General features: G+C 64.3%; 22 protein-coding genes and 1 pseudogene. 20 read left to right on the plus strand and 3 right to left on the minus strand.

Annotation, left to right across the window (positions count from 1 at the left end):
• The first annotated feature begins 2 nt into the window (after positions 1-2).
• The 3 genes and pseudogenes from QA642_RS22160 (at position 3) to QA642_RS22170 (ending at position 3,932) form a co-directional block, all read left to right on the plus strand.
• Positions 3-1,616, plus strand: coding sequence for a porin (locus QA642_RS22160; protein WP_283086503.1), 1,614 nt, complete (start codon positions 3-5; stop codon positions 1,614-1,616).
• Positions 1,617-2,005: 389 nt separating this feature from the next.
• A pseudogene (locus tag QA642_RS22165) lies at positions 2,006-2,226 on the plus strand (SUMF1/EgtB/PvdO family nonheme iron enzyme); the annotation flags it as partial.
• Between the two features lie 29 nt (positions 2,227-2,255).
• Positions 2,256-3,932 carry an arylsulfatase gene (locus QA642_RS22170; protein WP_283086948.1) on the plus strand — a complete coding sequence of 559 codons (1,677 nt, stop codon included), beginning with the start codon at positions 2,256-2,258 and terminating at the stop codon, positions 3,930-3,932.
• Between the two features lie 92 nt (positions 3,933-4,024).
• Here the strand turns inward: QA642_RS22170 and QA642_RS22175 are convergent, their stop codons facing one another.
• On the minus strand, positions 4,025-6,499 hold the full coding sequence (locus tag QA642_RS22175) for a lytic transglycosylase domain-containing protein (protein WP_283086504.1): 2,475 nt from the start codon (positions 6,497-6,499) through the stop codon (positions 4,025-4,027).
• A 228-nt stretch (positions 6,500-6,727) separates the two neighbouring features.
• On the opposite strand from QA642_RS22175, the gene dapA reads away from it, so the two are divergent.
• The 4 genes from dapA (at position 6,728) to QA642_RS22195 (ending at position 9,240) form a co-directional block, all read left to right on the plus strand.
• Positions 6,728-7,618, plus strand: coding sequence for a 4-hydroxy-tetrahydrodipicolinate synthase (gene dapA, locus QA642_RS22180; RefSeq protein WP_283086505.1), 891 nt, complete (start codon positions 6,728-6,730; stop codon positions 7,616-7,618).
• 54 nt (positions 7,619-7,672) lie between these two features.
• A complete protein-coding gene (gene mscL / locus QA642_RS22185; RefSeq protein ID WP_283086949.1) occupies positions 7,673-8,086 on the plus strand; it encodes a large conductance mechanosensitive channel protein MscL in 414 nt (137 codons plus the stop codon).
• A 70-nt stretch (positions 8,087-8,156) separates the two neighbouring features.
• Complete coding sequence (gene smpB, locus QA642_RS22190; protein WP_024341117.1) at positions 8,157-8,630, plus strand: SsrA-binding protein SmpB; 474 nt, start codon at positions 8,157-8,159, stop codon at positions 8,628-8,630.
• 28 nt (positions 8,631-8,658) lie between these two features.
• On the plus strand, positions 8,659-9,240 hold the full coding sequence (locus QA642_RS22195; RefSeq protein ID WP_283086506.1) for a peroxiredoxin: 582 nt from the start codon (positions 8,659-8,661) through the stop codon (positions 9,238-9,240).
• A gap of 3 nt (positions 9,241-9,243) precedes the next feature.
• Here the strand turns inward: QA642_RS22195 and QA642_RS22200 are convergent, their stop codons facing one another.
• Positions 9,244-9,918 (minus strand): uracil-DNA glycosylase, encoded by a 675-nt coding sequence (locus QA642_RS22200; RefSeq protein WP_283086507.1) that lies wholly within the window; start codon positions 9,916-9,918, stop codon positions 9,244-9,246.
• Complete coding sequence (locus tag QA642_RS22205; RefSeq protein ID WP_018644573.1) at positions 9,899-10,546, minus strand: NYN domain-containing protein; 648 nt, start codon at positions 10,544-10,546, stop codon at positions 9,899-9,901. The genes QA642_RS22200 and QA642_RS22205 overlap by 20 nt, the downstream gene beginning before the upstream one ends.
• Before the next feature lie 327 nt (positions 10,547-10,873).
• Between QA642_RS22205 and rpoZ the strand changes: the two genes are divergently transcribed.
• The 13 genes from rpoZ to QA642_RS22270 all read left to right on the plus strand — a co-directional run bounded on the left by rpoZ (position 10,874) and on the right by QA642_RS22270 (position 23,612).
• On the plus strand, positions 10,874-11,266 hold the full coding sequence (gene rpoZ / locus QA642_RS22210; protein WP_008133017.1) for a DNA-directed RNA polymerase subunit omega: 393 nt from the start codon (positions 10,874-10,876) through the stop codon (positions 11,264-11,266).
• Between the two features lie 209 nt (positions 11,267-11,475).
• Entirely contained in the window at positions 11,476-13,761 is a 2,286-nt protein-coding gene (locus QA642_RS22215; protein WP_283086508.1) for a bifunctional (p)ppGpp synthetase/guanosine-3',5'-bis(diphosphate) 3'-pyrophosphohydrolase, read from the plus strand.
• A gap of 111 nt (positions 13,762-13,872) precedes the next feature.
• Positions 13,873-14,625, plus strand: coding sequence for a pyridoxine 5'-phosphate synthase (locus QA642_RS22220; protein ID WP_283086509.1), 753 nt, complete (start codon positions 13,873-13,875; stop codon positions 14,623-14,625).
• Complete coding sequence (gene acpS / locus QA642_RS22225; RefSeq protein WP_283086510.1) at positions 14,622-15,041, plus strand: holo-ACP synthase; 420 nt, start codon at positions 14,622-14,624, stop codon at positions 15,039-15,041. The genes QA642_RS22220 and acpS overlap by 4 nt, the downstream gene beginning before the upstream one ends.
• Positions 15,042-15,289: 248 nt before the next feature.
• Entirely contained in the window at positions 15,290-16,063 is a 774-nt protein-coding gene (gene lepB / locus QA642_RS22230; RefSeq protein WP_027559600.1) for a signal peptidase I, read from the plus strand.
• A complete protein-coding gene (gene rnc, locus QA642_RS22235; RefSeq protein WP_283086511.1) occupies positions 16,060-16,890 on the plus strand; it encodes a ribonuclease III in 831 nt (276 codons plus the stop codon). The genes lepB and rnc overlap by 4 nt, the downstream gene beginning before the upstream one ends.
• Positions 16,880-17,806, plus strand: a complete 927-nt coding sequence (era, locus tag QA642_RS22240; protein ID WP_283086512.1) for a GTPase Era — start codon at positions 16,880-16,882, stop codon at positions 17,804-17,806. Before rnc ends, era begins: the two co-directional genes overlap by 11 nt.
• 21 nt (positions 17,807-17,827) lie before the next feature.
• Positions 17,828-18,208, plus strand: coding sequence for a hypothetical protein (locus QA642_RS22245; protein WP_283086513.1), 381 nt, complete (start codon positions 17,828-17,830; stop codon positions 18,206-18,208).
• 140 nt (positions 18,209-18,348) lie between these two features.
• The gene (gene recO, locus QA642_RS22250) at positions 18,349-19,101 is read left to right on the plus strand and encodes a DNA repair protein RecO (RefSeq protein ID WP_283086514.1); all 753 of its coding nucleotides are present in this window, start codon (positions 18,349-18,351) and stop codon (positions 19,099-19,101) included.
• Between the two features lie 101 nt (positions 19,102-19,202).
• Positions 19,203-19,478, plus strand: coding sequence for a hypothetical protein (locus tag QA642_RS22255; RefSeq protein ID WP_283086515.1), 276 nt, complete (start codon positions 19,203-19,205; stop codon positions 19,476-19,478).
• Between the two features lie 61 nt (positions 19,479-19,539).
• On the plus strand, positions 19,540-21,798 hold the full coding sequence (parC, locus tag QA642_RS22260) for a DNA topoisomerase IV subunit A (protein WP_283086516.1): 2,259 nt from the start codon (positions 19,540-19,542) through the stop codon (positions 21,796-21,798).
• A gap of 267 nt (positions 21,799-22,065) precedes the next feature.
• Complete coding sequence (locus tag QA642_RS22265; RefSeq protein ID WP_283086517.1) at positions 22,066-23,424, plus strand: ABC transporter substrate-binding protein; 1,359 nt, start codon at positions 22,066-22,068, stop codon at positions 23,422-23,424.
• Complete coding sequence (locus QA642_RS22270; protein WP_283086518.1) at positions 23,424-23,612, plus strand: hypothetical protein; 189 nt, start codon at positions 23,424-23,426, stop codon at positions 23,610-23,612. The genes QA642_RS22265 and QA642_RS22270 overlap by 1 nt, the downstream gene beginning before the upstream one ends.
• The last annotated feature ends 3 nt before the right edge of the window (positions 23,613-23,615 follow it).

Here is a 23,615-nt window from a genome sequence, read left to right on the forward strand (position 1 = left end):
ACATGAAGTTGGTTAAGAGCCTTTTGCTCGGCTCAGCGGCGGGTCTGATCGCCGTGGGCGGAGCGCAGGCGGCTGATCTGCCCGTGAAGGCCAAGGCGGTCGAATACGTGAAGATCTGCTCCCTGTACGGTGCGGGATTCTACTACATCCCGGGCACTGACACCTGCATCAAGCTGGGTGGTTATCTGCGCGCTGAAGTCGCGCTGAACACCAACTCGGACTACAGCGGCCAGTTCAACACCGGCTCGCAGGGTGCAAACGGTGCACGTAACCGTCTGACGAACTACTACACCATGCGCGCTCGTGAGGACCTCAACATCGACACGCGCACCGCGACCGAGTACGGCGTGGTCCGCACGTTCTTCGATGGCGTCTTCTCCTGGACGACCGGCAACTACGTCGGCACCAACAGCGGCACTGGTGCGACCCAGTATAGCGGCACGCTCGGCGTGGGCCCCAACCCGGTTGGCACGGCTGCCAGCCCCGTGTCGCTGTTCGGCTCGGGCTCGGGCTCGGTCAACGGCACGGACGGCAACACCTCGGGCGGTTCGCTCGGCGTGTACTACGCCTTCATCCAGTTCGCCGGCTTCACGATGGGTAAGGCAGTGTCGCAGTTCGACGCTCCCTGGACCAACTATCCGGGCAACAACTTCGACGGTCTGGTCGGCGGCAGCGGCACGGTCACTGGTGTCAACCAGTTCACCTACACCGCTGACTTCGGTCAGGGCATCACGGCGGCGTTCTCGGCTGAAGACGTCACCCAGTACTATCAGGCTGGTAACATCAACATCACCCCTGGTGCGACTGGCGGCTTCGGCTTGTTCGGCGGTGCGGTCGGCAACACCGGCAGCATCGGCGGCACGCGTTCGCCGAACCTCGTCGGTATGATCCGTGTCGACCAGGCTTGGGGTCTGTTCCAGGCGTCGGTGGCTGCGCATGATAACCACGTTGCCTACTACCAACAGACCGAGGTGAGCGGTCACCCCGACGACAAGTGGGGTTGGGCGGTCCAGCTCGCTCTGTCGATCAAGAACATCCCGACTGGTGCGGGTGACGTGATCAACATCTCGGGCGTCTACACCGACGGCGCGACCCGCTACAACTTCCAGAACCTCGCGGGCAGCACCTTCGCGATGTTCGGCAGCTCGAACACCGCCTATCAGAGCGTCGGCTTTGCGTCGGCCCCTGACACGGTGTTCATCAACGGCAGCTCTCAGGAGACCGTCAAGACCTGGGGCTTCCGTGGTGCTTACACCCACAACTGGGATCCGTACTGGAACACTGCGGTCTACGGTGCTTACGCCGGGGCTCAGTTTGGTTCGCTGGCCAAGTCGACGATTTGCAGCGCTGCTGTCTTCGGGACGATCGCCGCGGTTGGTTCGACCTGCAACCCGGACTTCAACATCGGCCAGGCTGGTATCATCACCCGCTGGACTCCTGTGAAGAATCTGACCTTCTCGGCAGACTTCACCTGGACCCATCTGGACCAGAAGTATTCTGGTTTCGTGACCCCGCAGGCGACTCTCGCGGTGCCGGCCAAGCCGGGTAACGTGGCCTACGAGCTCAAGGATCAGGACACGTTCACCCTGCTCCTCCGCGCTCAGCGCAACTGGTAAGTCTGGTCTAACGACCTGACAGAAGCCCCGGCGGGAAACCGCCGGGGCTTTTCTTTTTTGCGAACGGGGCTTGCGACCCGGCAATGTCAGCCGAGCCAGGCCCCGCTTCTGTGACCGGTCGCTCGCCACGGCTCAGGTCGCGGCCTCTTCGCGCTGTCTGCTTGACTCGAAACGGACCTTTGATCTGGATCAACCTGGAGGAGTGCCGCTTCGTTTCTGTACGCCTCACCATCGGTAAGATCCGACTATCGAAAAGCCCATATCAAGCGAAGCAACTCTTCGCGTCGGTGTGAAGCAACGCAGGCCGCTGATGCACGCGCCCGGGGGCGTCATGAATCTGGCTGATACGAAGTCGTTGTCTGGCTCCGGACAATCGTCTGAGCATCCAGTGCATCCCGAAAAATCCTCGGGGTGGGCCCGAGGGCGCGAGCTACGATTCTTGTCACCGACCCTCAGGATTCAGCGCAAGGTGCTTAAAGGCGGCTCGCATCTTTGCGCTCCCAACTACTGCCGCCGTTATCGTCCGGCCGCGCGTCATGCCAAGCCGATCGACACCTCAGCAAGCCATCTCGGCTTCAGGTGCATCGTCAGGAAGAGGATCACGTCATGAGTACAGATAGGATTCTGGAAAAGCCTGAGATGAGCACGGGATCAATCGGCGGAGGATTGAAACGCCGCGATCTCTTGTTGAGTGGTAGTTCTCTCGTCGCTGCTTCGGCGCTCTCGGCCGTCGGATTGACGAGCCCGGCGCAAGCGCAGCAGCCGGCACCGTCGCCCGCAGCGGCCGGCCAGCGACCGAACATAGTCGTCATCATGGGAGACGACATCGGCATCTGGAATATCGGCGCGTACCACCGCGGGATGATGGCCGGGCGGACGCCAAACCTCGACAAGATCGCCGCCGAAGGCATGCTGTTCACCGATTACTACGCCGAGGCGAGTTGCACGGCGGGGCGCGCCAACTTCATCACCGGTGAGTTGCCGATCCGGACCGGCATGACCACAGTCGGCCAGGCCGGCGCTCCCACCGGCTTGCCGGCGGAGGCCGTGACCATTGCCACGGCGCTGAAAGGAATGGGCTATGCCACCGGCCAATTCGGCAAGAATCACCTTGGCGACAAGAACGAGTTTTTGCCGACGGTGCATGGCTTCGACGAGTTCTTCGGCTACCTGTATCACCTCGACGCAATGGAAGATCCGGCCCACCCCGGCTATCCGCAGGACCTGTTGAACGTCGTCGGTCCGCGCAACATGCTCCATACGTGGGCGACCGATGTCGACGATGCCACCGTGGACCCGCGCTGGGGCAAGGTGGGCAAGCAAAGGATCGAGGACGCCGGCACGCTCTATCCCAAGCGGATGGAAACCGTGGACGACGAAATCCGGGACCTTGCTTTGAAGTTCATTGAGAAGGCCAAGGCCGACAACAAGCCGTTCTTCCTGTGGCTCAATCCAACCCGCATGCACATCGTCACGCACTTGTCGCCAAGATACCAGGCGATGCGCAATTCCAAGAACGGCTGGACGATTCATGAAGCCGGCATGGCGCAGCTCGACGACGATGTCGGCATCGTTATGCAAAAGCTCAAGGACATGGGCGTGGATGACAACACCATTGTAATCTTCACTACCGACAACGGCACAGAGGTCTTCACCTGGCCGGATGGCGGACAGACGCCATTCGCGCAAAGCAAAGGCACCGTCATGGAAGGCGGTTTCCGTGTGCCGGCAATGATCCGCTGGCCTGGCAAGGTGCCGGCCGGCAAGGTCGAGAACGGCATCATCTCCGGGCTGGACTGGTTCCCGACCTTACTAGCCGCAGCCGGCAAACCGAACATTGTCGAGGAGTTGAAGAAGGGCAAACACATCGGGGACCGCACCTACAAGTGCCATCTGGACGGTTACAATCAGATGGACATGATCACCGGCAAAGGGCCGTCGAGCCGGCGCGAAATCTGGTACTTCGGCGAGAGCGAGCTGGGAGCCGTGCGCATCGACGACTTCAAGTATCGTTTCATCGACCAGCCTGGAGGCTGGCTGGGCGAAAAAAGCAAGGTTGACGTGCCCTATTTGACCAACCTTCGCCTCGATCCGTTCGAGCGGACGGGCTGGCCCGATAGCGGGACCAAATTTGGCGCGCAGCAATACTTCGACTGGTTCAAATATGAATTCTGGCGCTTCGTGTTCGTTCAGCAGGAGGTCGAGAAACTGGCCATGACGGCGATCGAGTTTCCGCCGATGCAGAGGGGGGCAAGCTTCAATCTAGACGCGGTGAAGGCCAAGATCGAAGCGGCGCGGGCGGCGGTAGCGAAATAAGCGTGCAGTTCTGACCACTTGCGGGTGGCCTCCTATGGGTCGCCCGCTCCGGTTGCCCGTTGTTGGCACTTTGCGTCGGAGTAGGGCCGTCTCTATTCCACGCTGCCGGTGCCGCGGCGCAGATCGGCCTCGATCTGCAATCGCGTGCCGCCGCCGAAGCGGGCGCGGTAGACCTGAAGGTTCTCCATGATCCGCTGCACGTAGTTGCGCGTCTCGGAGAACGGAATCAGCTCGACCCAGTCGACCGCATCGACCTTGGGGTCACGCGGGTCGCCGTAGCGGTCGATCCACTTCTTCACGCTGCCGCGGCCGGCATTGTAGGCGGCAAAGGTCATGATGTAGGAGCCGCGATAATCCTCGAGCAGCCCGCCGAGCTCGGCCGAGCCGAGCGTGGCGTTGTAGACCGAATCGTTCTTCAACCGCGCCAGATCGTAGGTGGCGCCGTGCCGCTTGCAGACATAGCGCGCCGCGTCCGGCGTCACCTGCATCAGCCCATAGGCCTGCGCCGGCGAGACCACCGAGGGGTTGAACGCGCTCTCCTGCCGCGCAATCGCGTAGACGATGCTGCGCTCGACCTCGGGGCCGATCGGCGTGAAGTGCGGAATGCCGTTGACGGGATAGGCGTAGAAATCGAAAGGCAGGCCGCGGTTGAGCGCGGCCTTGCCGAGCAGCAGCATGCCGCGCGCGTCGCTGTAGCGCTGGGTGAGCTCGCCGAGGCCCGCGAGCGCTTCCGGATCGCCGTTCTCGCCCATGTCGGCGAGCAGAGGCACGGCGAGCTCGCGCTCGTCGAGCTCGTAGAGCAGCTGCGCGGCGCGCACGATCTCCAGCCGCTCGGCGCCGCGGCCGCGCGGCTGGCTGTTGAGCTCGATCTGCGGCAGGCCAAGCTTGGCGCGCGCGAGCTGGCCGTAATAGCTGGTCGATTGCTCGGCTGCGCGGGCATAGGCGTTGCGCGCCTCCTGCTGACGGCCTGCGGCCTCCGCGGCGCGGCCCTGCCAATAGCCGGCGCGCGCCAGCGTGGTCGGATTGACGCTACCGACGCCAATGCGGGCGAAATGCTGGGCGGCGGTGGTGGGATCGTTGAGGAAGCGCAGCGCGATCCAGCCCGCGGTGAATTCCTGCTCGGTCTTGTAGATGTCGCGCGAGGGCAGGGCTGCGTCGCGCGCGATCAGATAGGCGCTGCGGAACTCCTCGGTGTCGATCATCTTGCGCGCCAGGAGGCGCCGCTCGATCCACCATTCGTCGAGATTGTAGAGCCGGCCTGGGTCCTTCGGCGCCGACAGCATCAGCTGGGCGGCTTCGGCAAACTTCTCCTCGCGGCGCAAGAGCTGGATCCTGCTGAAGGTGAAGCCGGGATCATTGTGCAGCTCGCGCGGCACAGCTTCCAGCAACGCGCGCGTGTTCGGCGCCTTCTTGACGGCGGCGATGCGGGCCTTGGCGAGCGCGACATAGCCGGCGCCGAGGCGCTTGGCCGCGCGCATCGCGGCCTCGTTCTCGCTGCCGTAGAGCAGGGTGTCCATCCGCGCCTTCTGATCGCCCGGCGTCACCAGCGCGCCGAACTGGTCGAGCGCGTTGTTCTCGGTCTCCTCCGACATCGGATCGCTGCGCCAGGCCTCGCGCACCAGCCGCTCGGCATTGGCGCGGTCGCCGCGCGCCAGCATCGCCTTGGCGAGCGTGAAGCGGCCCTTGGCGGAGATCGGCGACTCGTTCTCGAACCAGGACCAGGCAACGGAATCATCGCGCCTGTCGTCCCACATCGCAGCCTCTAGGCGGCGGCGCAGGAAGGTCTGCGACGGCCAACTCGGATTGGCGGAGAGGAAGGCGCGGTAGCGCTCGACGGTGGCGCCATTATCCTCGCTGCGCAGGATGACCCATTCGGCGAGTTTTCGCGCGACAGGATCGGAGATGGAGGCGGCGTAATTGCTGGCATCGCCCGCCTTGCGCTTGCGCACGAGCTCGATGACGGTCCCCAGCGTGTCCTTGTCCGCCTGCGACGTCGAGGAGGTCGCGGCGACCGCGGCCGGCGTCACCGGCTTGCGTGGTGCGGCATGCTGGCGCGTCGCAGGAGCCAGCACGGGCGCAGCGACGGGTTTGGCGGGCGCCGGGGCGGTCGGTTTGATCGTGGCCGTCACGGCCGGCGCGGGGGCGGCTTTGGGGGGCGAGGTGCCGGCAGTCGGCGTTGATTTTGGCGCGGGGGCGGCTGCGGCAGGCTTGGGCTTGTCCTTGGGCTTGTCCTTCGCGGGGTCCTTGCCGGCGGTCTTGCCTGCGTCCTTGGTCGGCTTCTTCGCGGCGTCCTTGGCAAGGTCCTTGGCAAGTTCCTTGGCCGGGGTGCTCGCCGCACCCTTGCTCGCGCCCTTTGTGTCCTTGCCGGTTCCCTTGTCTGTTCCTTTGGCAGGTGCCTTCGGGGTGTTCTTGGCGGTATCCTTGGCCACGGGCTTGGCGGTGTCCTTGGTTCCTTCCGCCGTCGTCTCGTTGGACTTGGCGAGAGCGGCGCAGCCGATCGACAGCCCTGCTGTCAGGCACAGAACCAGACCAATGGATCGCCACGTGGCGCGCGGAAAGGAGATCACGGCGTTTCGTCGCCCCGAATCAGTCAGTTGGCTCAAGATCTAGCTGTATTTGATTGAATATGCGGACAAAATACCAACAGCGGCTTACCTCCGCCCGATTTGCACCAGCACCGCGGCAAAATCGCGGCCTAAACGGTGCGTCACGTGGAGGCGGGCCTTTTACCGGCGGGATAGACCCGATATGTATGGGGCTTGCTCTCAAGAGATCGCCGCGTACGGAGGAAGTCCATGGCAGCCAAGACGAAATTCCGGGGGTCGTTCACCGCCTTGGTCACGCCGTTCAAGAACGGCTCGCTGGACGAGGCGGCGTTCCGCTCCCTGGTCAACTGGCAGATCGCCGAGGGCACCAATGGCCTCGTCCCGGTCGGCACCACCGGCGAGAGCCCGACGCTGAGCCATGACGAGCACAAGAAGGTGGTCGAATGGTGCATCGCTGAAGCCAAGGGCCGGGTACCCGTCGTTGCCGGCGCCGGCTCCAACTCGACCAAGGAGGCGATCGAGCTCGCCCAGCACGCCGAGAAGGCGGGCGCGGATGCCGTGCTGGTCGTCACGCCCTACTACAACAAGCCGACTCAGGAAGGCCTCTACCAGCACTTCAAGGCGATCAACGACGCGATCGGAATTCCGATCATCATCTACAACATCCCGCCGCGCTCGGTGATCGACATGTCGGTCGACACCATGAAGCGGCTGTGGGAGCTGAAGAACATCGCCGGCGTCAAGGACGCCACCGCCAGCATGGTGCGCGTGTCGCAGCAGCGCGCGGCGATGGGCGAGGATTTCAACCAGCTCTCCGGCGAGGATGCCACCATCCTCGGCTACATGGCCCATGGCGGCCACGGCTGCATCTCGGTGACCTCGAACGTCGCGCCGCGCCTGTGTGCGGAGTTCCACACCGCCTGGCAGAAGGGCGACGCCAAGGCGGCGCTCGCGATCCACGACAAGCTGATGCCGCTGCACAACAACCTCTTCATCGAGAGCAATCCGGCGCCGATCAAGTACGCGATGTCGCTGCTCGGCAAGTTCGACGAGACGCTGCGGCTGCCGATGGTCCCGGTCTCAGAGCCGACCCGCGCCGCGGTGCGCAGCGCCATGGTACATGCCGGCCTGATCAACTGACGCGGTGACAAATCGGGGGAGCCGTCCATGAGCGCCGACGAAAGGGGCAGGCAGATGCTCAAGGAGTTCCGCGAGTTCGCCATGAAGGGCAACGTCGTCGATCTCGCGGTCGGCGTCATCATCGGTGCGGCCTTCGGCGCCATCGTCACGTCGCTGGTCGGTGACATCATCATGCCGATCATTGGCGCGGCGACCGGCGGCCTCGACTTCTCGAACTACTTCGTCCCCTTGTCGAAGTCGGTCACCGCCACCAATTTAGCGGATGCGAAAAAGCAAGGCGCAGTCCTTGCTTACGGTAGCTTCCTGACGCTGACGATCAACTTCATCATCATCGCCTTCGTGCTGTTCCTGGTGATCCGCGCCATGAACACGTTAAAGCGCAAGGAAGAGACCAAGCCTGCGGAGCCGCCGAAGCCGTCGGAAGAGGTCGTTCTGCTGACCGAGATCCGCGATCTCCTCAAGAAGTGACGCGCGCGCTTCACCCAAACTGTTAGCTTTGCAGCGCATCTCGATCAGGTTTGACTCAGGTTTCACTTGCATGGCCGATAAGAACGAACGTCCGATCAAGGTCATGGCGGAAAATCGCAAGGCCCGCTTCAACTATGCGATCGAGGACACGATCGAAGCGGGCATTGCGCTGACCGGCACCGAGGTGAAGTCGATCCGCAACGGCAAGAGCACGATTGCCGAATCCTACGCGGACTCGAAGAACGGCGAGATCTGGCTGATCAACGCCACCATTCCCGAATATCTCCAGGGCAACCGCTTCAACCACGAGCCGAAGCGGCCGCGAAAGCTGCTGCTGCATCGCCGCCAGATCAACAAATTGATGGGCGCGGTCGATCGCGAGGGCATGACGCTGATCCCGCTCAAGCTTTACTTCAACGAGCGCGGACGGGCCAAGCTGCAGCTTGCGGTTGCAAAGGGCAAGAAGCTGCACGACAAGCGCGAGAGCGAGAAGAAGCGCGACTGGAGCCGCGAGAAGGGCCGCCTGATGCGGGCGAGGGGATAGCGCAAGAGGATAGCGGCAAGAGGACGGGATGTCTCAGAAGAACCTGCTCGAGGTCGATTGGAGCCAGATTCCCGCGCCGGCCGATGACGGCGGCGCTGCGCACCTCAAGGGCATGACGCTGCCGGCGATCACCCTACTCGCGACCGACGATACGTCAGTGACATTGTCGGCGCTGTCAGGCCGAACCGTGGTGTTCGCCTATCCGCGCACCGGCGAGCCCGGCAAGATCGCGCTGGTGGACGATTGGGACATGATCCCGGGCGCGCGCGGCTGCACGCCGCAGACCTGCGCCTTCCGTGATTTGTTCGCCGAGCTGAAGGCGGCCGGTGCCTCGCAGGTGTTCGGGCTCTCGACCCAGAGCAACGAATACCAGACCGAGATGGCCTCGCGGCTGCATCTGCCGTTCCCCGTGCTGTCGGACGAGAAGCTGGCGCTCACACGCGCCCTGAAGCTGCCGACCATGGAGGTCGCAGGGCTGACGCTGATCAAGCGCCTCGCGCTGATCATCGACGATGCCAGCATCACGCATGTGTTCTATCCGGTGTTCCCGCCCGACCGGAATGCCGGCGACGTGCTCGACTGGCTGAAGGCGAATCCCGCCAAGGGATAGTCGTTAGTCGAGATCCGCCTTCACCTTTGCGAACACGGACCGGAACATGTCAGGCGTCAGCACGCCGGTGTTCGTGTTGTAGCGCGAGCAGTGATAGCTGTCGTAGAGCCTGACCGCGCCGGCCTGATGCACGGCGCCGTGGCCGAAGGGAGCTTGCGAGCCCTTCAGATTCAGCGGCTTGAGCACGGTGTCGTGCGCAATCCGTCCGAGCGCGACGATCGCGCGCAGGTTCGGCATGGTCGCGAGGTTGGCGGCGAGAAACTGGCGGCAGGTGTTGATCTCGACCGGCAGCGGCTTGTTCTGCGGCGGAACGCAGTGCACGGCATTGGCGATGCGGCAGTCGATCAGTTTGAGGCCGTCATCGGGACGGGCCTGATAGTTGCCCTTGGCAAAGCCGTATTCGAGCAGCGTGGCGTAGAGCAGGTCGCCGGCATAGTCGCCCGTGAAGGGGCGGCCGGTGCGGTTGGCGCCCTGCATCCCCGGCGCGAGGCCAACGATCAGGAGCCGCGCCTTGATGTCGCCGAAGGGAGCGACCGGCGCGTTGTGCCATAACGGCTCGCGCGCCCGATTCGCCTCGCGAAAGGCGACCAGGCGCGGACAGAGCGGACAATCACGGTCGGGGACGACGGTAAGAGGCTGGCGGCTCGACCGGGCCGCCTCACTCCTCAAAGTCGTCATCGCCCCTCGGCGCCATCGTGGTTGCGCGCTGGAGGAATTGCGGGGCGTGGTGGCGTCCCTCGCCACGCTCGCCGCGATCACGCGGGGCGGGGCGTTCGGACGGGTCGCGGCCGAGCTTGGACTGCAGCTCGACGAGGTCGGTGAAGACGTCGGCCTGGCGGCGCAGCTCGTCGGCGATCATCGGCGGCTGGCTGGCGATGGTGGAGACTACGGTGACCCGCACGCCTCGGCGCTGGACGGCCTCGACCAGGGAGCGGAAATCGCCGTCACCCGAGAACAGCACCATCTGGTCGATGTGCTCGGCGAGCTCCATGGCATCCACGGCGAGCTCGATGTCCATGTTGCCCTTGACCTTGCGGCGGCCGGAAGCGTCGATGAATTCCTTGGTCGCCTTGGTGACGACGGTGTAGCCGTTGTAGTCCAGCCAGTCGATCAGCGGGCGGATCGAGGAGTATTCCTGATCCTCGATGATCGCGGTGTAGTAGAACGCCCGCAGCAAGGTTCCGCGGCTCTGAAACTCCTTCAGCAGGCGCTTGTAGTCGATGTCGAAGCCCAGGGTTTTCGCCGTGGCGTAGAGATTGGCCCCATCGATGAAGAGCGCGATCTTGTTGGTAGGGGAAGGTGACATTCAGTTGCTCGCGTAGTGCTTGTGATTGATCGTTTATTGTTGGCGCGGCGGCAGCACGCCGCGCACTTCAAAGTGCTGCCGAAGCCCGTCGAAACCGCAAATCCGGAGAAGTCGGGGCAATCAAGGTATAGTTATGGCGGTCGCGCATACACCCGGCGCTGCCCCGTCCGACAGCCCGGAAAATCACTCGACCCAGCCCCAATGTGGGGGTAGCAGAGCCGTTTGGCGAGGCCAAATCACAATTTGGCCTTGCGAAACCGCCCCGGCCCCTATAACTAGCCCCGATCATCCACATATTTCGTCCCACCCACAACGGAGCGACAGTCCATGGCTCGCGTCACCGTAGAAGATTGTATCGACAAGGTCGACAACCGGTTTGACCTGGTCCTGCTGGCCGCCCACCGTGCCCGCATGATTTCGTCCGGTTCACAACTAACGGTTGACCGTGATAACGACAAGAACCCTGTTGTGTCTTTGCGCGAAATTGCCGACACGACAATCTCGCCGGAGGACCTCCGCGAGGAGCTGGTGCATTCGCTCCAGAAGTTCGTCGAGGTCGACGAGCCCGAGCCGGACACCGTGCCGCTGATCGGTTCCGCCGGCGCCAGCGTCGATGCGGACGATACCGAAGTTGCCGTCGAGCGCATGACCGAAGAGGAGCTCCTGAAGGGTCTCGAAGGCCTCGCGCCGCCCGAGGAGCAGCCCGAGGAAGACGAGTAAATCGTCCCATCGCAGTCATCGACTTCTTGTGATCTTATCAAGGGCCCGAACCGTTGTTCGGGCCTTTGCTTTTGTTGGCGTTTTCGTGGTTACCATAGCGTTGCCGGTTCGCGCTGGGCCCTGTCACTGAATTGATCGGGACGCGCGCGGGATCGGAGCTAGGATGTATACAACGGGCTCTCTCGTGGTCCGTTCGAAGGCAGGATGGCATGGTGTATCGGCGCCGCAGACCAATGCAGATGCTGGCCGCAACCGAATCGGTTGCCATGGCCCCGTCTGCGCCGGTGGCCCGGCCGGCCAAGCCCCGCGCGCGCATGATGCGTCAATATGACCTCGTCGAACGCGTCCGGTCCTACAATCCCAACACCAACGAAGACCTGCTGAACCGCGCCTATGTCTACGCCATGAAGGCGCATGGCTCGCAGACCCGCGCCTCGGGCGATCCGTACTTCTCGCACCCGCTCGAAGTGGCGGCGATCCTCACCGACCTCAAGCTCGACGACGCCACCATCGTCGCTGCGCTGCTGCACGACACGATCGAGGACACCGAGGCGACGCGGGCCGAGATCGACCAGATCTTCGGCCCCGAGATCGGCGCGCTGGTCGAGGGCCTGACCAAGCTGAAGCGGCTGGAGCTGGTCTCGCGCGAGGCCAAGCAGGCCGAGAACCTGCGCAAATTGCTGCTGGCGATTGCCGACGATGTCCGCGTGCTGCTGGTTAAGCTCGCCGACCGCCTGCACAACATGCGGACGCTGGACTTCGTGCCGACGGAATCGCGCCGCCGTATCGCCGAGGAGACGCTCGACATCTATGCGCCGCTCGCCGGGCGCATGGGCATGCAGGAGATGCGCGAGGAGCTGGAGGACCTGTCCTTCCGCACTCTCGATCCCGAGGCCTATTCGGTGGTGATGCAGCGGCTCGACGCGCTCGCCGAGCGCAACCGCAATCTGATCGGCGAGATCGAGGACCAGCTCTCCAACAATCTGCGCCACCGCGGCTTGGGCGCGCGCGTCTACGGCCGCCGCAAGAAGCCATTCTCGATCTGGACCAAGATGGAGCGCAAGTCGGTCGGCTTCGAGCAATTGTCCGACATCTTCGGCTTTCGCCTCGTCGTCAACGACATCGAGTCCTGCTATCGCGCGCTCGGCATCGTCCACACCACCTGGCCGGTCGTGCCGGGACGCTTCAAGGACTACATCTCGACGCCGAAGCAGAACGACTACCGCTCGATCCACACCACAGTGATCGGGCCCGGCAACCAGCGCGTCGAGCTCCAGATCCGCACCGAGGCGATGGACCAGATCGCCGAGCGCGGCATCGCCGCGCACGTGTTCTACAAGGAGGGCGTCGGCTCGCCGACCGAATTCCTCAAGCGCGAGTCCAACGCGTTCGCCTGGCTGCGCCACACCATCGGCATCCTCTCGGAGAGCGCCAACCCCGAGGAATTCCTCGAGCATACAAAGCTCGAGCTGTTCCACGACCAGGTGTTCTGCTTCACCCCGAAGGGCAAGCTGATCGCGCTGCCGCGCCATGCCAACGTGATCGACTTCGCCTATGCGGTACATACCGACGTTGGCAACAGCGCGGTCGGCTGCAAGATCAACGGCAAGTTCGCGCCTTTGTCCTCGGAGCTCCAGAACGGCGACGAGGTCGAGGTGCTGACCTCGGAAGCACAATCGGCGCCGCCCTCGGCCTGGGAGACGCTCGCGGTCACCGGCAAGGCGCGCGCCGCGATCCGCCGCGCCACGCGCACCGCGGTGCGCGATCAATATGCCGGCCTCGGCCGCCGCATCGTCGAGCGCCTGTTCGAGCGCGCCAAGATCGAATATGCCGACGACAAGCTCAAGGGCGCGCTGCCGCGGCTGGCGCGCACCTCGATCGAGGACGTCATGGCGGCCGTCGGCCGGGGCGAGATCAAGGCCTCCAACGTCGCGCGTGCGATGTACCCCGACTACAAGGAGGAGCGCGTCGCGCGCTATGGCATCAAGAAGGGCCTTGCCGCCAAGCTCAAGGACAAATCGTCCGAGCCGCCGCGCAGCGCGGTCGCGATCCCGATCCGCGGCATCAATTCCGACCTGCCGGTGAAGTTCGCGCCGAACGGCGGCGCCGTGCCGGGTGACCGCATCGTCGGCATCGTGACGCCGGGCGAGGGCATCACGATCTATCCGATCCAGGCGCCGGCCCTGAAGGATTTCGAGGAGGAGCCGGAGCGCTGGCTCGACGTCCGCTGGGACATCGAGGACACCGCGCCGCAGCGCTTCCCGGCCCGCATCAAGGTCGAGAACGTCAACGAGCCCGGCGCGCTGGCGCAGATCGCGACCGTGATCGCCGAGCACGACGGCAACATCGACAATATCAGCATGCAGCGCCGCTCGCCCGACTTCACGGAGACGACGATCGATCTCGAAGTCTACGACCTCAAGCATTTGAGCGCGATCCTGGCCCAGCTGCGCGCGAAGGCGGTCGTCGCCAAAGTCGAACGTGTTAATGGATGAAGCTCGTCGTTGCCGGGCTTGACCCGGCAACCCATCTTTTCAAAGAAGATGGATGCGCGGGTCGAGCCCGCGCATGACGAGCTGAGTAATGTCGCACAAGTGAGTCCTGAAATGCCCGCATCCCCGCTCCGCCTCGGCGTCAATATCGACCACGTCGCGACCGTCCGTAACGCGCGCGGCGGCCGCCATCCCGATCCGGTGCGCGCCGCGCTGCTGGCGATCGAGGCCGGCGCCGACGGCATCACCGCGCACTTACGCGAAGACCGCCGGCACATCCGCGACGAGGACATGGCGCGGCTGAAGGCCGGGATCTCCAAGCCGCTGAATTTCGAAATGGCGGCGACCGACGACATGATGCGCATCTCGCTCGCCACCAAGCCGCACGCGGTGTGCCTGGTGCCCGAGCGCCGGCAGGAGGTGACGACCGAAGGCGGGCTCGATGTGGTTGGCCAGCACAATGCGCTCGCGCCCTATATCGCGCGGCTGAACGATGCCGGCATCCGCGTCTCGCTGTTCATCGCCGCCGACCCCGCGCAGATCGAGATGGCGGCGCGGCTGCGCGCGCCCGTGATCGAGATCCACACCGGCGCCTGGTGCGATGCCGTCGTTGACGGCCACGCCGACAAGGCGGAAGCCGAATGGCAGCGGATCGTGGCGGGGGCGAAGCTGGCAAAACAAGCCGGGCTCGAGGTTCACGCCGGCCATGGCCTCGACTATGCGACGGCGGAGAAGATTGCGGCGCTGCCGGAGATCATGGAGCTCAACATCGGCTACTACATGATCGGCGAGGCGCTGTTCGTCGGCCTCGCCGAGACGGTGCGCAGCATGCGCGCCGCGATGGACCGCGGCCGGAGCCGGGCATGATCATCGGCATCGGCTCCGACCTGATCGACATCACCCGCGTGGCCAAGGTGATCGAGCGCCATGGCGAGCGCTTCCTCGACCGCATCTTCACCGCGGCCGAGCGGGCCAAGGCGGAGCGGCGCGCCAAGAGCGAGAGGATGGTGGTGGCGACCTACGCCAAGCGCTTCGCCGCCAAGGAGGCCTGCTCCAAGGCGCTCGGCACCGGCATCAGGCGCGGCGTGTGGTGGCGCGACATGGGCGTGGTCAACCTGCCGGGCGGGCGGCCGACCATGCAGCTGACCGGCGGCGCCCGGGCCCGGCTCGAGGCCCTGACTCCGGAGGGATTCGAGGCAAGAATCGACCTGTCGATCACCGACGACTGGCCGCTCGCCCAGGCCTTCGTCGTCATTTCGGCTGTCCCGCTGGCCAAGCCCTGACCTTTCCGCGTTCATTTTATAATTCATATTAAAAATCAATATCTTATGCGATTTTGATGCGATCCTTGATTGCGTGGCCTCCGACAACCGTCTAAAAGTCCGCGGACGCAAATCAGGCTGGGCGAATTCGGCTTTACGTCGGAATTGGCCCTCATTATCAGAATCAGGACAATCTCCTCGGGCTGCGAGCGATGGACTGCTCGCGGGAGGAGGGCGCTCTGTGACCGCCGGCCGGAATTGAGAGAGCAATGAGCGTGACTTCGGGAACGAAAACTGAGAGCGGCGTCGGCGAAACGATCCGGGTCGTGATCCATGCTCTCCTGATCGCGCTGGTGATCCGCACCTTTCTGTTCCAGCCCTTCAACATCCCGTCGGGCTCGATGAAGGCGACGCTGCTGGTCGGCGATTATCTGTTCGTCTCGAAATATTCCTACGGCTACAGCCACTACTCGATCCCGTTCTCGCCGCCGCTGTTCTCGGGGCGAATCTGGGGCGCGGACCCGAACCGCGGCGACGTCGTCGTGTTTCGCCTGCCGAGGGAAGACTCCACCGACTACATCAAGCGCGTGATCGGTCTTCCTGGCGACCGCATCCAGATGAAAGACGGGCTGCTCTACATCAACGACGTGCCGGTGCAGCGCGAACGGCTGAGCGACTTCGTCGGCGAAGACCCTTGCAGTTCGTCCGACACGGAGCGGGTCACGACGGCGCGGGTGAAGCGCTGGAAGGAGGTGCTGCCGAACGGCGTCTCCTACGAGACCCTCGATTGCGTCGATAACGGCTTCTACGACAGCACCAGTGTCTACACCGTGCCGCCCGGCCATTTCTTCATGATGGGCGACAATCGCGACAACTCGACCGACAGCCGCGTCCAGTCGGCGGTGGGTTACGTGCCGCAGGAGAACCTGATCGGCCGCGCCCAGATGATCTTCTTCTCGATCGGCCAGGGCGAGCATGCCTGGATGTTCTGGCGCTGGCCGTGGTCGGTGCGCTGGAATCGTTTCTTCAAAATCGTCCGATGAAAGACGAAGCCAAGGACATCGCGACCCAATCAATCGAGGCGCAAGCCGCTCCTGAGGGCGAAGCTGCGACGAAGACGCCTGCCAAGAAGAAGCGGGCGCGGAGCAGCAAGAAGGACAAGGCGAAGGCGGCGGATGCCAATGCGGCGCTCGAGGCGCGCATCGGACACGGCTTCACTGACCCGAACCTGTTGATGCAGGCGATCACGCATGTCTCGGCGCTGAAGTCGGGGCGCAAGCGCGGCGACAGCTATCAGCGGCTGGAATTCCTAGGCGACCACGTGCTCGGCCTCGTCGTCTCCGACATGCTCTATCACGCCTTCCCGAACGCCGACGAAGGCGAGCTGTCGAAGCGGCTTGCCGAACTGGTGCGCAAGGAGAGCTGCGCCGATGTCGCAAAATCGCTCGGGCTGCTCGACGACATCAAGCTGGGGTCGGTCGGGTCCAGCGCCGATGCGCGCCTGCGCAAATCCATCCTCGGTGACATCTGCGAAGCCGTGATCGGCGCCATCTTCCTCGACGGTGGCCATGCGGCTGCGGCCGAGTTCGTCAAGCGCAACTGGACCGAGCGCATGCACAAGCCGCGGCGTCCGTTGCGCGATCCCAAGACTGTGCTGCAGGAATGGGCGCAGGGCAAGGGACTGCCGACGCCGGTTTACCGCGAGGTCGAGCGCACCGGCCCGCATCATGATCCGCAGTTTCGCGTTGCCGTGGACCTGCCGGGGCTGGCGCCGGCCGAAGGCGTCGGGGGCAGCAAGCGTGCGGCAGAGAAGGTGGCGGCCTCGGTCATGATCGAACGCGAAGGTGTTGGCGGCGGCAATGACGGCTGAAGCAAGCGGAGAGGCGCCGACCGCGACGCGCTGCGGCTTCGTCGCGCTGATCGGTGCGCCCAATGTCGGCAAGTCCACGCTGGTCAATGCGCTGGTCGGGGCCAAGGTGACGATCGTCTCGCGCAAGGTGCAGACCACGCGCGCGCTGATCCGCGGCATCGTCATCGACAACAACGCGCAGATCATCCTGGTCGACACGCCCGGCATCTTCTCGCCCAAGCGCCGGCTCGACCGCGCCATGGTCTCGACCGCCTGGAGCGGGGCGCATGATGCCGACCTCGTCTGCGTGCTGCTCGACGCCAAGACCGGCATCGACGAGGAGGCCGAGGCGATCCTCGCCAAGGCCGCCAGCGTCAACCACGACAAGATCCTCGTCATCAACAAGGTCGACCTGGTCCAGCGCGAGAAGCTGCTGGCGCTGGCGCAGGCCGCCAACGAGCGCATGACGTTCGCAAAGACCTTCATGATCGCGGCGATCTCGGGTGACGGCGTCGACGACATCCGCACGACTCTCGCCGCGATGGTGCCGCCGGGCCCGTTCCTCTACCCCGAGGACCAGATGTCCGACGCGCCGATGCGGCAGCTGGCGGCCGAGATCACGCGCGAAAAGATCTATCAGAAGCTGCACCAGGAATTGCCCTACCAGTCCACGGTCGAGACCGACAAGTGGGAGGAGCGCAAGGACCATTCGGTGCGGATCGAGCAGACGATCTTCGTCGAGCGCGAGAGCCAGCGCAAGATCGTGCTCGGCAAGGGCGGTGCCACCATCAAGTCGATCGGTGCGGACTCGCGCAAAGAGCTGATGCAGATCCTGGACGTGCCGGTGCATCTGTTCCTGTTCGTCAAGGTGCGCGAGAACTGGGGCGATGATCCCGATCGCTACCGCGAGATGGGCCTGGACTTTCCCAAAGAATAACCAAGAAAAGATCGGTATCCGATGAGCGTGCCCAGCAACGTCCGGCGCTTCGAAGCGCTGCTCTATGCGTCACTGATGCTGGATGCCTTGTCGGTCGCGGTGCAGGACCGCACCCCAAATGCCGAGATGACCGAGCAGATGATCATGACGGCGACCCTGCTCGCCGGCGGCATGATTTTGCTGCTGGTCTATTTCGTCTGGCTGGCCGCGCGTTGGCGCAAGAACTGGCCGCGCTGGGTGCTGGCGGCAGCGCTCGTGCTGTCGGTGATCTCGCTCGGCCAGATCATCGGCGAGAAGGGCATGGAGCTCGACAGCGCCATCGAGATCGTCTCCTGCGCGCTGACGGCGATCGGCCTGTATTTCTCCTTCACCGGCGACGCGCAGGGCTGGTTCAACGCCTAGCGCCTGGCTGCGCTGCGGTAGGGTGGGCAAAGGCGCGCCCTCGCGCGCCATGCCCACCACAATCGCGGCATGATCAAATTGGTGGGCACGCTTTGCTTTGCCCATCCTACGGCCTCTCGAAATGCGCTAGACTTCCTCCCATGGAATGGACCGACGAAGGCATCGTGCTGGGCGTGCGGCGGCATGGCGAGTCCAGCGCCATTGTCGAGCTCCTGACCCGCGCGCACGGCCGGCATCTCGGACTCGTGCGCGGTGGCGCCAGCTCGCGGCTGCGGCCGCTCTTGCAGCCCGGCAACAGCGTCAGTGCGGTGTGGCGGGCGCGGCTTGACGAGCATCTCGGCACCTATGCGATCGAGGGATTGAAGCTGCGCGCCGCGACGCTGCTCGGATCGTCCCACGGGGTCTACGGCGTCACCCATCTCGCCTCGATCGCGCGGCTCCTGCCGGAGCGCGATCCGCATGAAGACATCTTTGCGCTGCTGGAGCATTCGCTCGACGATTTCGACGATATCGGCAGCGCCGCCGTGCATCTCATTCATTTCGAGCTGGCGATGCTCGCCGAGCTGGGTTTCGGGCTCGCGCTGGAGAATTGCGCGGTGACCGGCGAGACCACGGACCTGATCTATGTCTCGCCCAAATCCGGCGGGGCGGTGTCGCGCGGCGCGGGCGAGCCATGGCGGGACCGGCTGCTGCGCCTGCCGCCATTCCTCCGCCACGGCGAAACCGCGAGCGAACTGACCGAACAGGATCTCCAGGATGGGTTCCGCCTGACCGGCCTGTTCCTGCTGCGCCATGTGCTGGAGCCGCGCGGACAGGGTCATTCCGACGCGCGCGCGGGCTTCATCAATGCCCTGATGCGGCAGCAGGCGAGGGCGGCAATCCCTGCGCCATGAGCCAAGCGGGAGGCAGGCTTACCCTTCTTCTTGGTTCCCACGGAACCAAATCGGCCCGGTCGAGTTCGCTCCCGCAGGGTTCCACAACGGGGACAGCCCAAATGTTGATCAGGGGATTTGCCTTGTCTGCGGCGCTGGTTGCGCTCGCGCCTGACGCTACGGCCGGCGAACCGCAACCGGGCGTGTTTCGACGCGCCTCCTGCACCGTCGTCCGGTACTATGTGGCCAAATATTCCGCTGCAGCCGCAGAGACATGGGCGCGATCCCATGGTGCTACGGAGGCCGAGATCGAGGCCGCCCGCCGCTGTCTGACAAGCGTGCCAACCCCGGCGCAGGCCAAGACTCCGCCCGTGACAGCCGGCTGGGCAGGCCAATAGGCTGCCCACAGGGAACCATTCGATCCTTGCCCGATTCGCTTCCACGGTTTAACCGGGCGGCATGGGAAAGCGAATCGTTCCGCCGGAAGAGCCGGCCGAAATTCACGAGGTGCCGCTGCGTGAGGCGCTCGAAGAGCGCTATCTCGCCTATGCGCTCTCCACCATTATGCACCGCGCGCTGCCGGACGCGCGCGACGGCCTGAAGCCGGTGCACCGGCGCATCCTCTACGGCATGCGCCTGCTCCGCCTCGACCCCGGCACGGCCTTCAAGAAGTCCGCAAAAATCGTCGGCGACGTGATGGGCTCGTTCCATCCGCACGGCGACCAGGCGATCTACGACGCCATGGTCCGCCTCGCGCAGGATTTCTCCTCGCGCTACCCGCTGGTCGACGGCCAGGGCAATTTCGGCAATATCGACGGCGATAACCCCGCCGCCTACCGCTACACCGAAGCGCGCATGACCGACGTCGCGCGGCTCCTGCTCGAGGGCATCGACGAGGACGGCGTTGAATTCCGCGCCAATTACGACGGCCAGTCGAAAGAGCCGGTCGTGCTGCCGGGCGGCTTCCCGAACCTGCTTGCCAACGGCGCGCAAGGCATCGCGGTCGGCATGGCGACCTCGATCCCGCCCCACAACGCCGCCGAGCTTTGCGATGCAGCGCTGCATCTGATCGAGAAGCCCGACGCGAAGTCCAAGGCGCTCTTGAAGTGGGTGAAGGGCCCGGATTTCCCGACCGGCGGCATCATCGTCGATTCCAAGCAGGCCATCGCTGAGGCCTACACGACCGGCCGCGGCTCGTTCCGCGTCCGCGCCAGGTGGTCGCACGAAGAGGGCGCGCGCGGCACCTGGGTCGTCGTCGTCACCGAGATCCCGTTCCTGGTCCAGAAGTCGCGCCTGATCGAGAAGGTCGCCGAACTGCTGGACCAGAAGAAGCTGCCGCTGGTCGGCGACATCAGGGACGAGTCGGCCGAAGACGTCCGCATCGTGATCGAGCCGAAATCGAAGAACGTCGATCCCGCCCTGATGATGGAATCGCTGTTCCGGCTGACCGAGCTCGAAAACAAGATTCCGCTGAATCTGAACGTCCTGATCAAGGGCAAAATCCCGAAGGTGGTGGGACTCGCCGAGTGCTTGCGCGAATGGCTCGACCATTTGCGGGACGTGCTGATCCGCCGCAGCAACTACCGCAAGGAGCAGATCGAGCACCGCCTGGAGGTTCTCGGCGGCTTCCTGATCGCCTATCTGAACATCGACAAGGTGATCAAGATCATCCGCACAGAGGATGAACCGAAGCCGGCGTTGATCAAGGCATTCAAGCTCACCGAGGTGCAGGCCGAAGCCATCCTCAACATGCGCCTGCGCTCCTTGCGCAAGCTCGAAGAGATGGAGATCCGCACCGAGGACAAGAACCTCCGCGCCGAGCTCAAGGGCATCAACGCGGTGCTCGCCTCCGAAGCCGAGCAATGGAAGAAGGTCGGCGAGCAAGTCGGCAAGGTCCGCGACATGTTCGGACCCAAGACGCCGCTCGGCAAGCGCCGCACCACCTTCGCTGATGCGCCCGAGCACGATCTCGCCGCGATCGAGGAGGCCTTCGTCGAGCGCGAGCCGGTGACGGTCGTTGTCTCCGACAAGGGCTGGATCCGCACCATGAAGGGCCATGTCGAGGATCTCTCAGGGCTCGCCTTCAAGCAGGACGACAAGCTCGGCTTCGCCTTCTTCGCGGAGACGACCTCGAAGCTGCTGCTGTTTGCGACCAACGGCAAGTTCTACTCGCTCGACGTCGCGAAACTGCCGGGCGGCCGCGGACACGGCGAGCCGATCCGCCTGTTCATCGACCTCGAACAGGAGGCCGCACCCGTCGCGCTGTTCGTCCACAAGGGTGGTCGCAAATTCCTGGTGGCGAGCCACGAGGGGCAGGGCTTTGTCGTCAACGAGGACGATTGCGTCGGCACCACCAAGAAGGGCAAGCAGGTTCTCAACGTCGACATGCCGAACGAGGCCCGCGCGATCACCGAAGTGCTCGGCGACACCGTCGCGGTCATCGGCGACAACCGCAAGATGCTCATCTTCCCGCTCGACCAGGTGCCGGAGATGGCCCGCGGCCGCGGCGTGCGCTTGCAGAAGTACAAGGATGGCGGCCTGTCCGACGTCGCCGTGTTCGACGCCAAGGCGGGCCTGACCTGGAAGGACTCCGCGGGGCGCGAGTTCAGCGCGAGCATGAAAGAGCTCGCCGAATGGCAGGGCACCCGCGCCGACGCCGGCCGTTTGCCGCCGAAGGGCTTCCCGAAGTCGAACAAGTTCGGCAGGGGGATCGGGTAGGGTCGGGGGCACGACGACCGTCGCCACACATCGGTGTCATGCCCCGCGAAGTCGGGGCATCCAGTATGCCGCGGCCCATCGGTTCAATCACAACCGTCTCTGGAATACTGGATCGCCCGCCCCAGTGCGCAATTGCGCACAAGGCGGGCGATGACAGTGAGTATGGCGCAAACGCGTGGCAGATAGCCACGAGAGCATACGTGCGGGCACGAACATTGCTTTTCCTGGCGACTGCAAACGTTTCAGTCAAAAGGCAAGAAAACACCAATGTTCGAACTGAGAGCTTTCATTTTGGCGTTGCTCGGACTTGCACTGGCGGCGCCGGCGCATGCGGCGGGCAATCTCGTCGCGGTGCTCGAGGCGGAGATCGTCACGCTCGATCCGCATTTCTCCACGGCCTATATTTCGCGCACGTTCGGCTACATGGTGTTCGATACGCTGTTCGCGAAGGATTCCAAGGGCGAGATCAAGCCGCAGATGGTGCAGGACTGGAAGGTCTCGCCCGATGGTTTGACCTATAGCTTCACGCTGCGCGACGGCCTGAAATGGCACGACGGCCAGCCGGTGACGGCGGCCGATTGCGTGGCGTCGTTACGCCGCTGGGGCACCCGCAGTGCGCTCGGCCGCCGCATCTTCGCGATCACGGCCTCGCTTGAGCCGGCCGATGCGAAAACCTTCGTGCTCACGCTGAAGGAGCCATCCGGGCTTGTCATCGACGCGCTCGGCAATCCCGTGAGCCCGGTCGCCTTCATGATGCCCGAGCGCATTGCGAAGACGCCCGGCGACCAGCGCATCACCGAGATCATCGGCTCCGGCCCGTTCGTCTACAGCAAGGCCGATCACCGCACCGGCGATCGTATGATCCTGAAGAAGTTCGCTGACTATGTGCCGCGTCCCGAGCCCGCCGACTTCCTCGCCGGCGGCAAGCGCGTCAACGTCGATGCGCTCGAGATCCGAGTCATCCCTGACGGTGCGACCGCCGCGTCCGCGCTGCAGGCCGGCGAGATCGACTTCATGCAATATGCGCCGTTCGATCTCTTGCCGACGCTCGAGAAGAACACTCGCGTCAAGCTCATCAATTTCACCGGCGGCAACATGTTCGCCGGAGCCTATCGCCTCAACGCTGCCTCCAAGCCGTTCGACGATCCCGCCATCCGGCGCGTGCTGTGGAAGCTGGTTGATCAGCGCGAGGTGCTGGATGCGCTCGGGCTCGACTCCAAATATGCGACGCCTTGCGCGACCTACTTCACCTGCGGCACCACATACGAGAGCAAGGCCGGCATTGAAGCCGCCGCCAAGCCGTCGATCGAAGCGGCGAAGGCTGCGCTGAAAGCGACCAAATATGCCGGCGAGCCCGTCGTCGTCATGGAAGCCAACGACCTCGAAGCCCCGCGCGTCTCGGCGCAGGTTCTGGCCGAGCGGCTCAAGCAGGCGGGGTTCAATGTCGACCTGCAGGTGATGGACTGGGCCAGCGTGCTTGCGCGCCGCGCAAAGAAGGAGGGCTGGAGCGTCTATGGCGTTCACGCCGGGGGCTACGACCTGGGCTCGCCGCTCACCAATGTCATGGTCGCTTTCAATTGCGCCGACTTCACTGGCTGGCAATGCGATGCGCGCATCACCCTCTGATGGAAGCCTTCGCCAAGGCGCCGGCCGAGGAGGACCGCAAGAAGATCGCTTCCGAGATCCAGTCCGTCATGTACGATCAGGCGCCGGCGATTCCGTGGGGCCAGTTTGCCCAGCCGGCGGCCTATCGTGCCGAGTGGCGCAACCTGATCCCGTCCGCCATCCCAGTGTTCTGGAACGTTGAGAAGTAATGC

The sequence above is a fragment of the Bradyrhizobium sp. CB2312 genome (genome assembly GCF_029714425.1).
GTDB lineage: Bacteria > Pseudomonadota > Alphaproteobacteria > Rhizobiales > Xanthobacteraceae > Bradyrhizobium.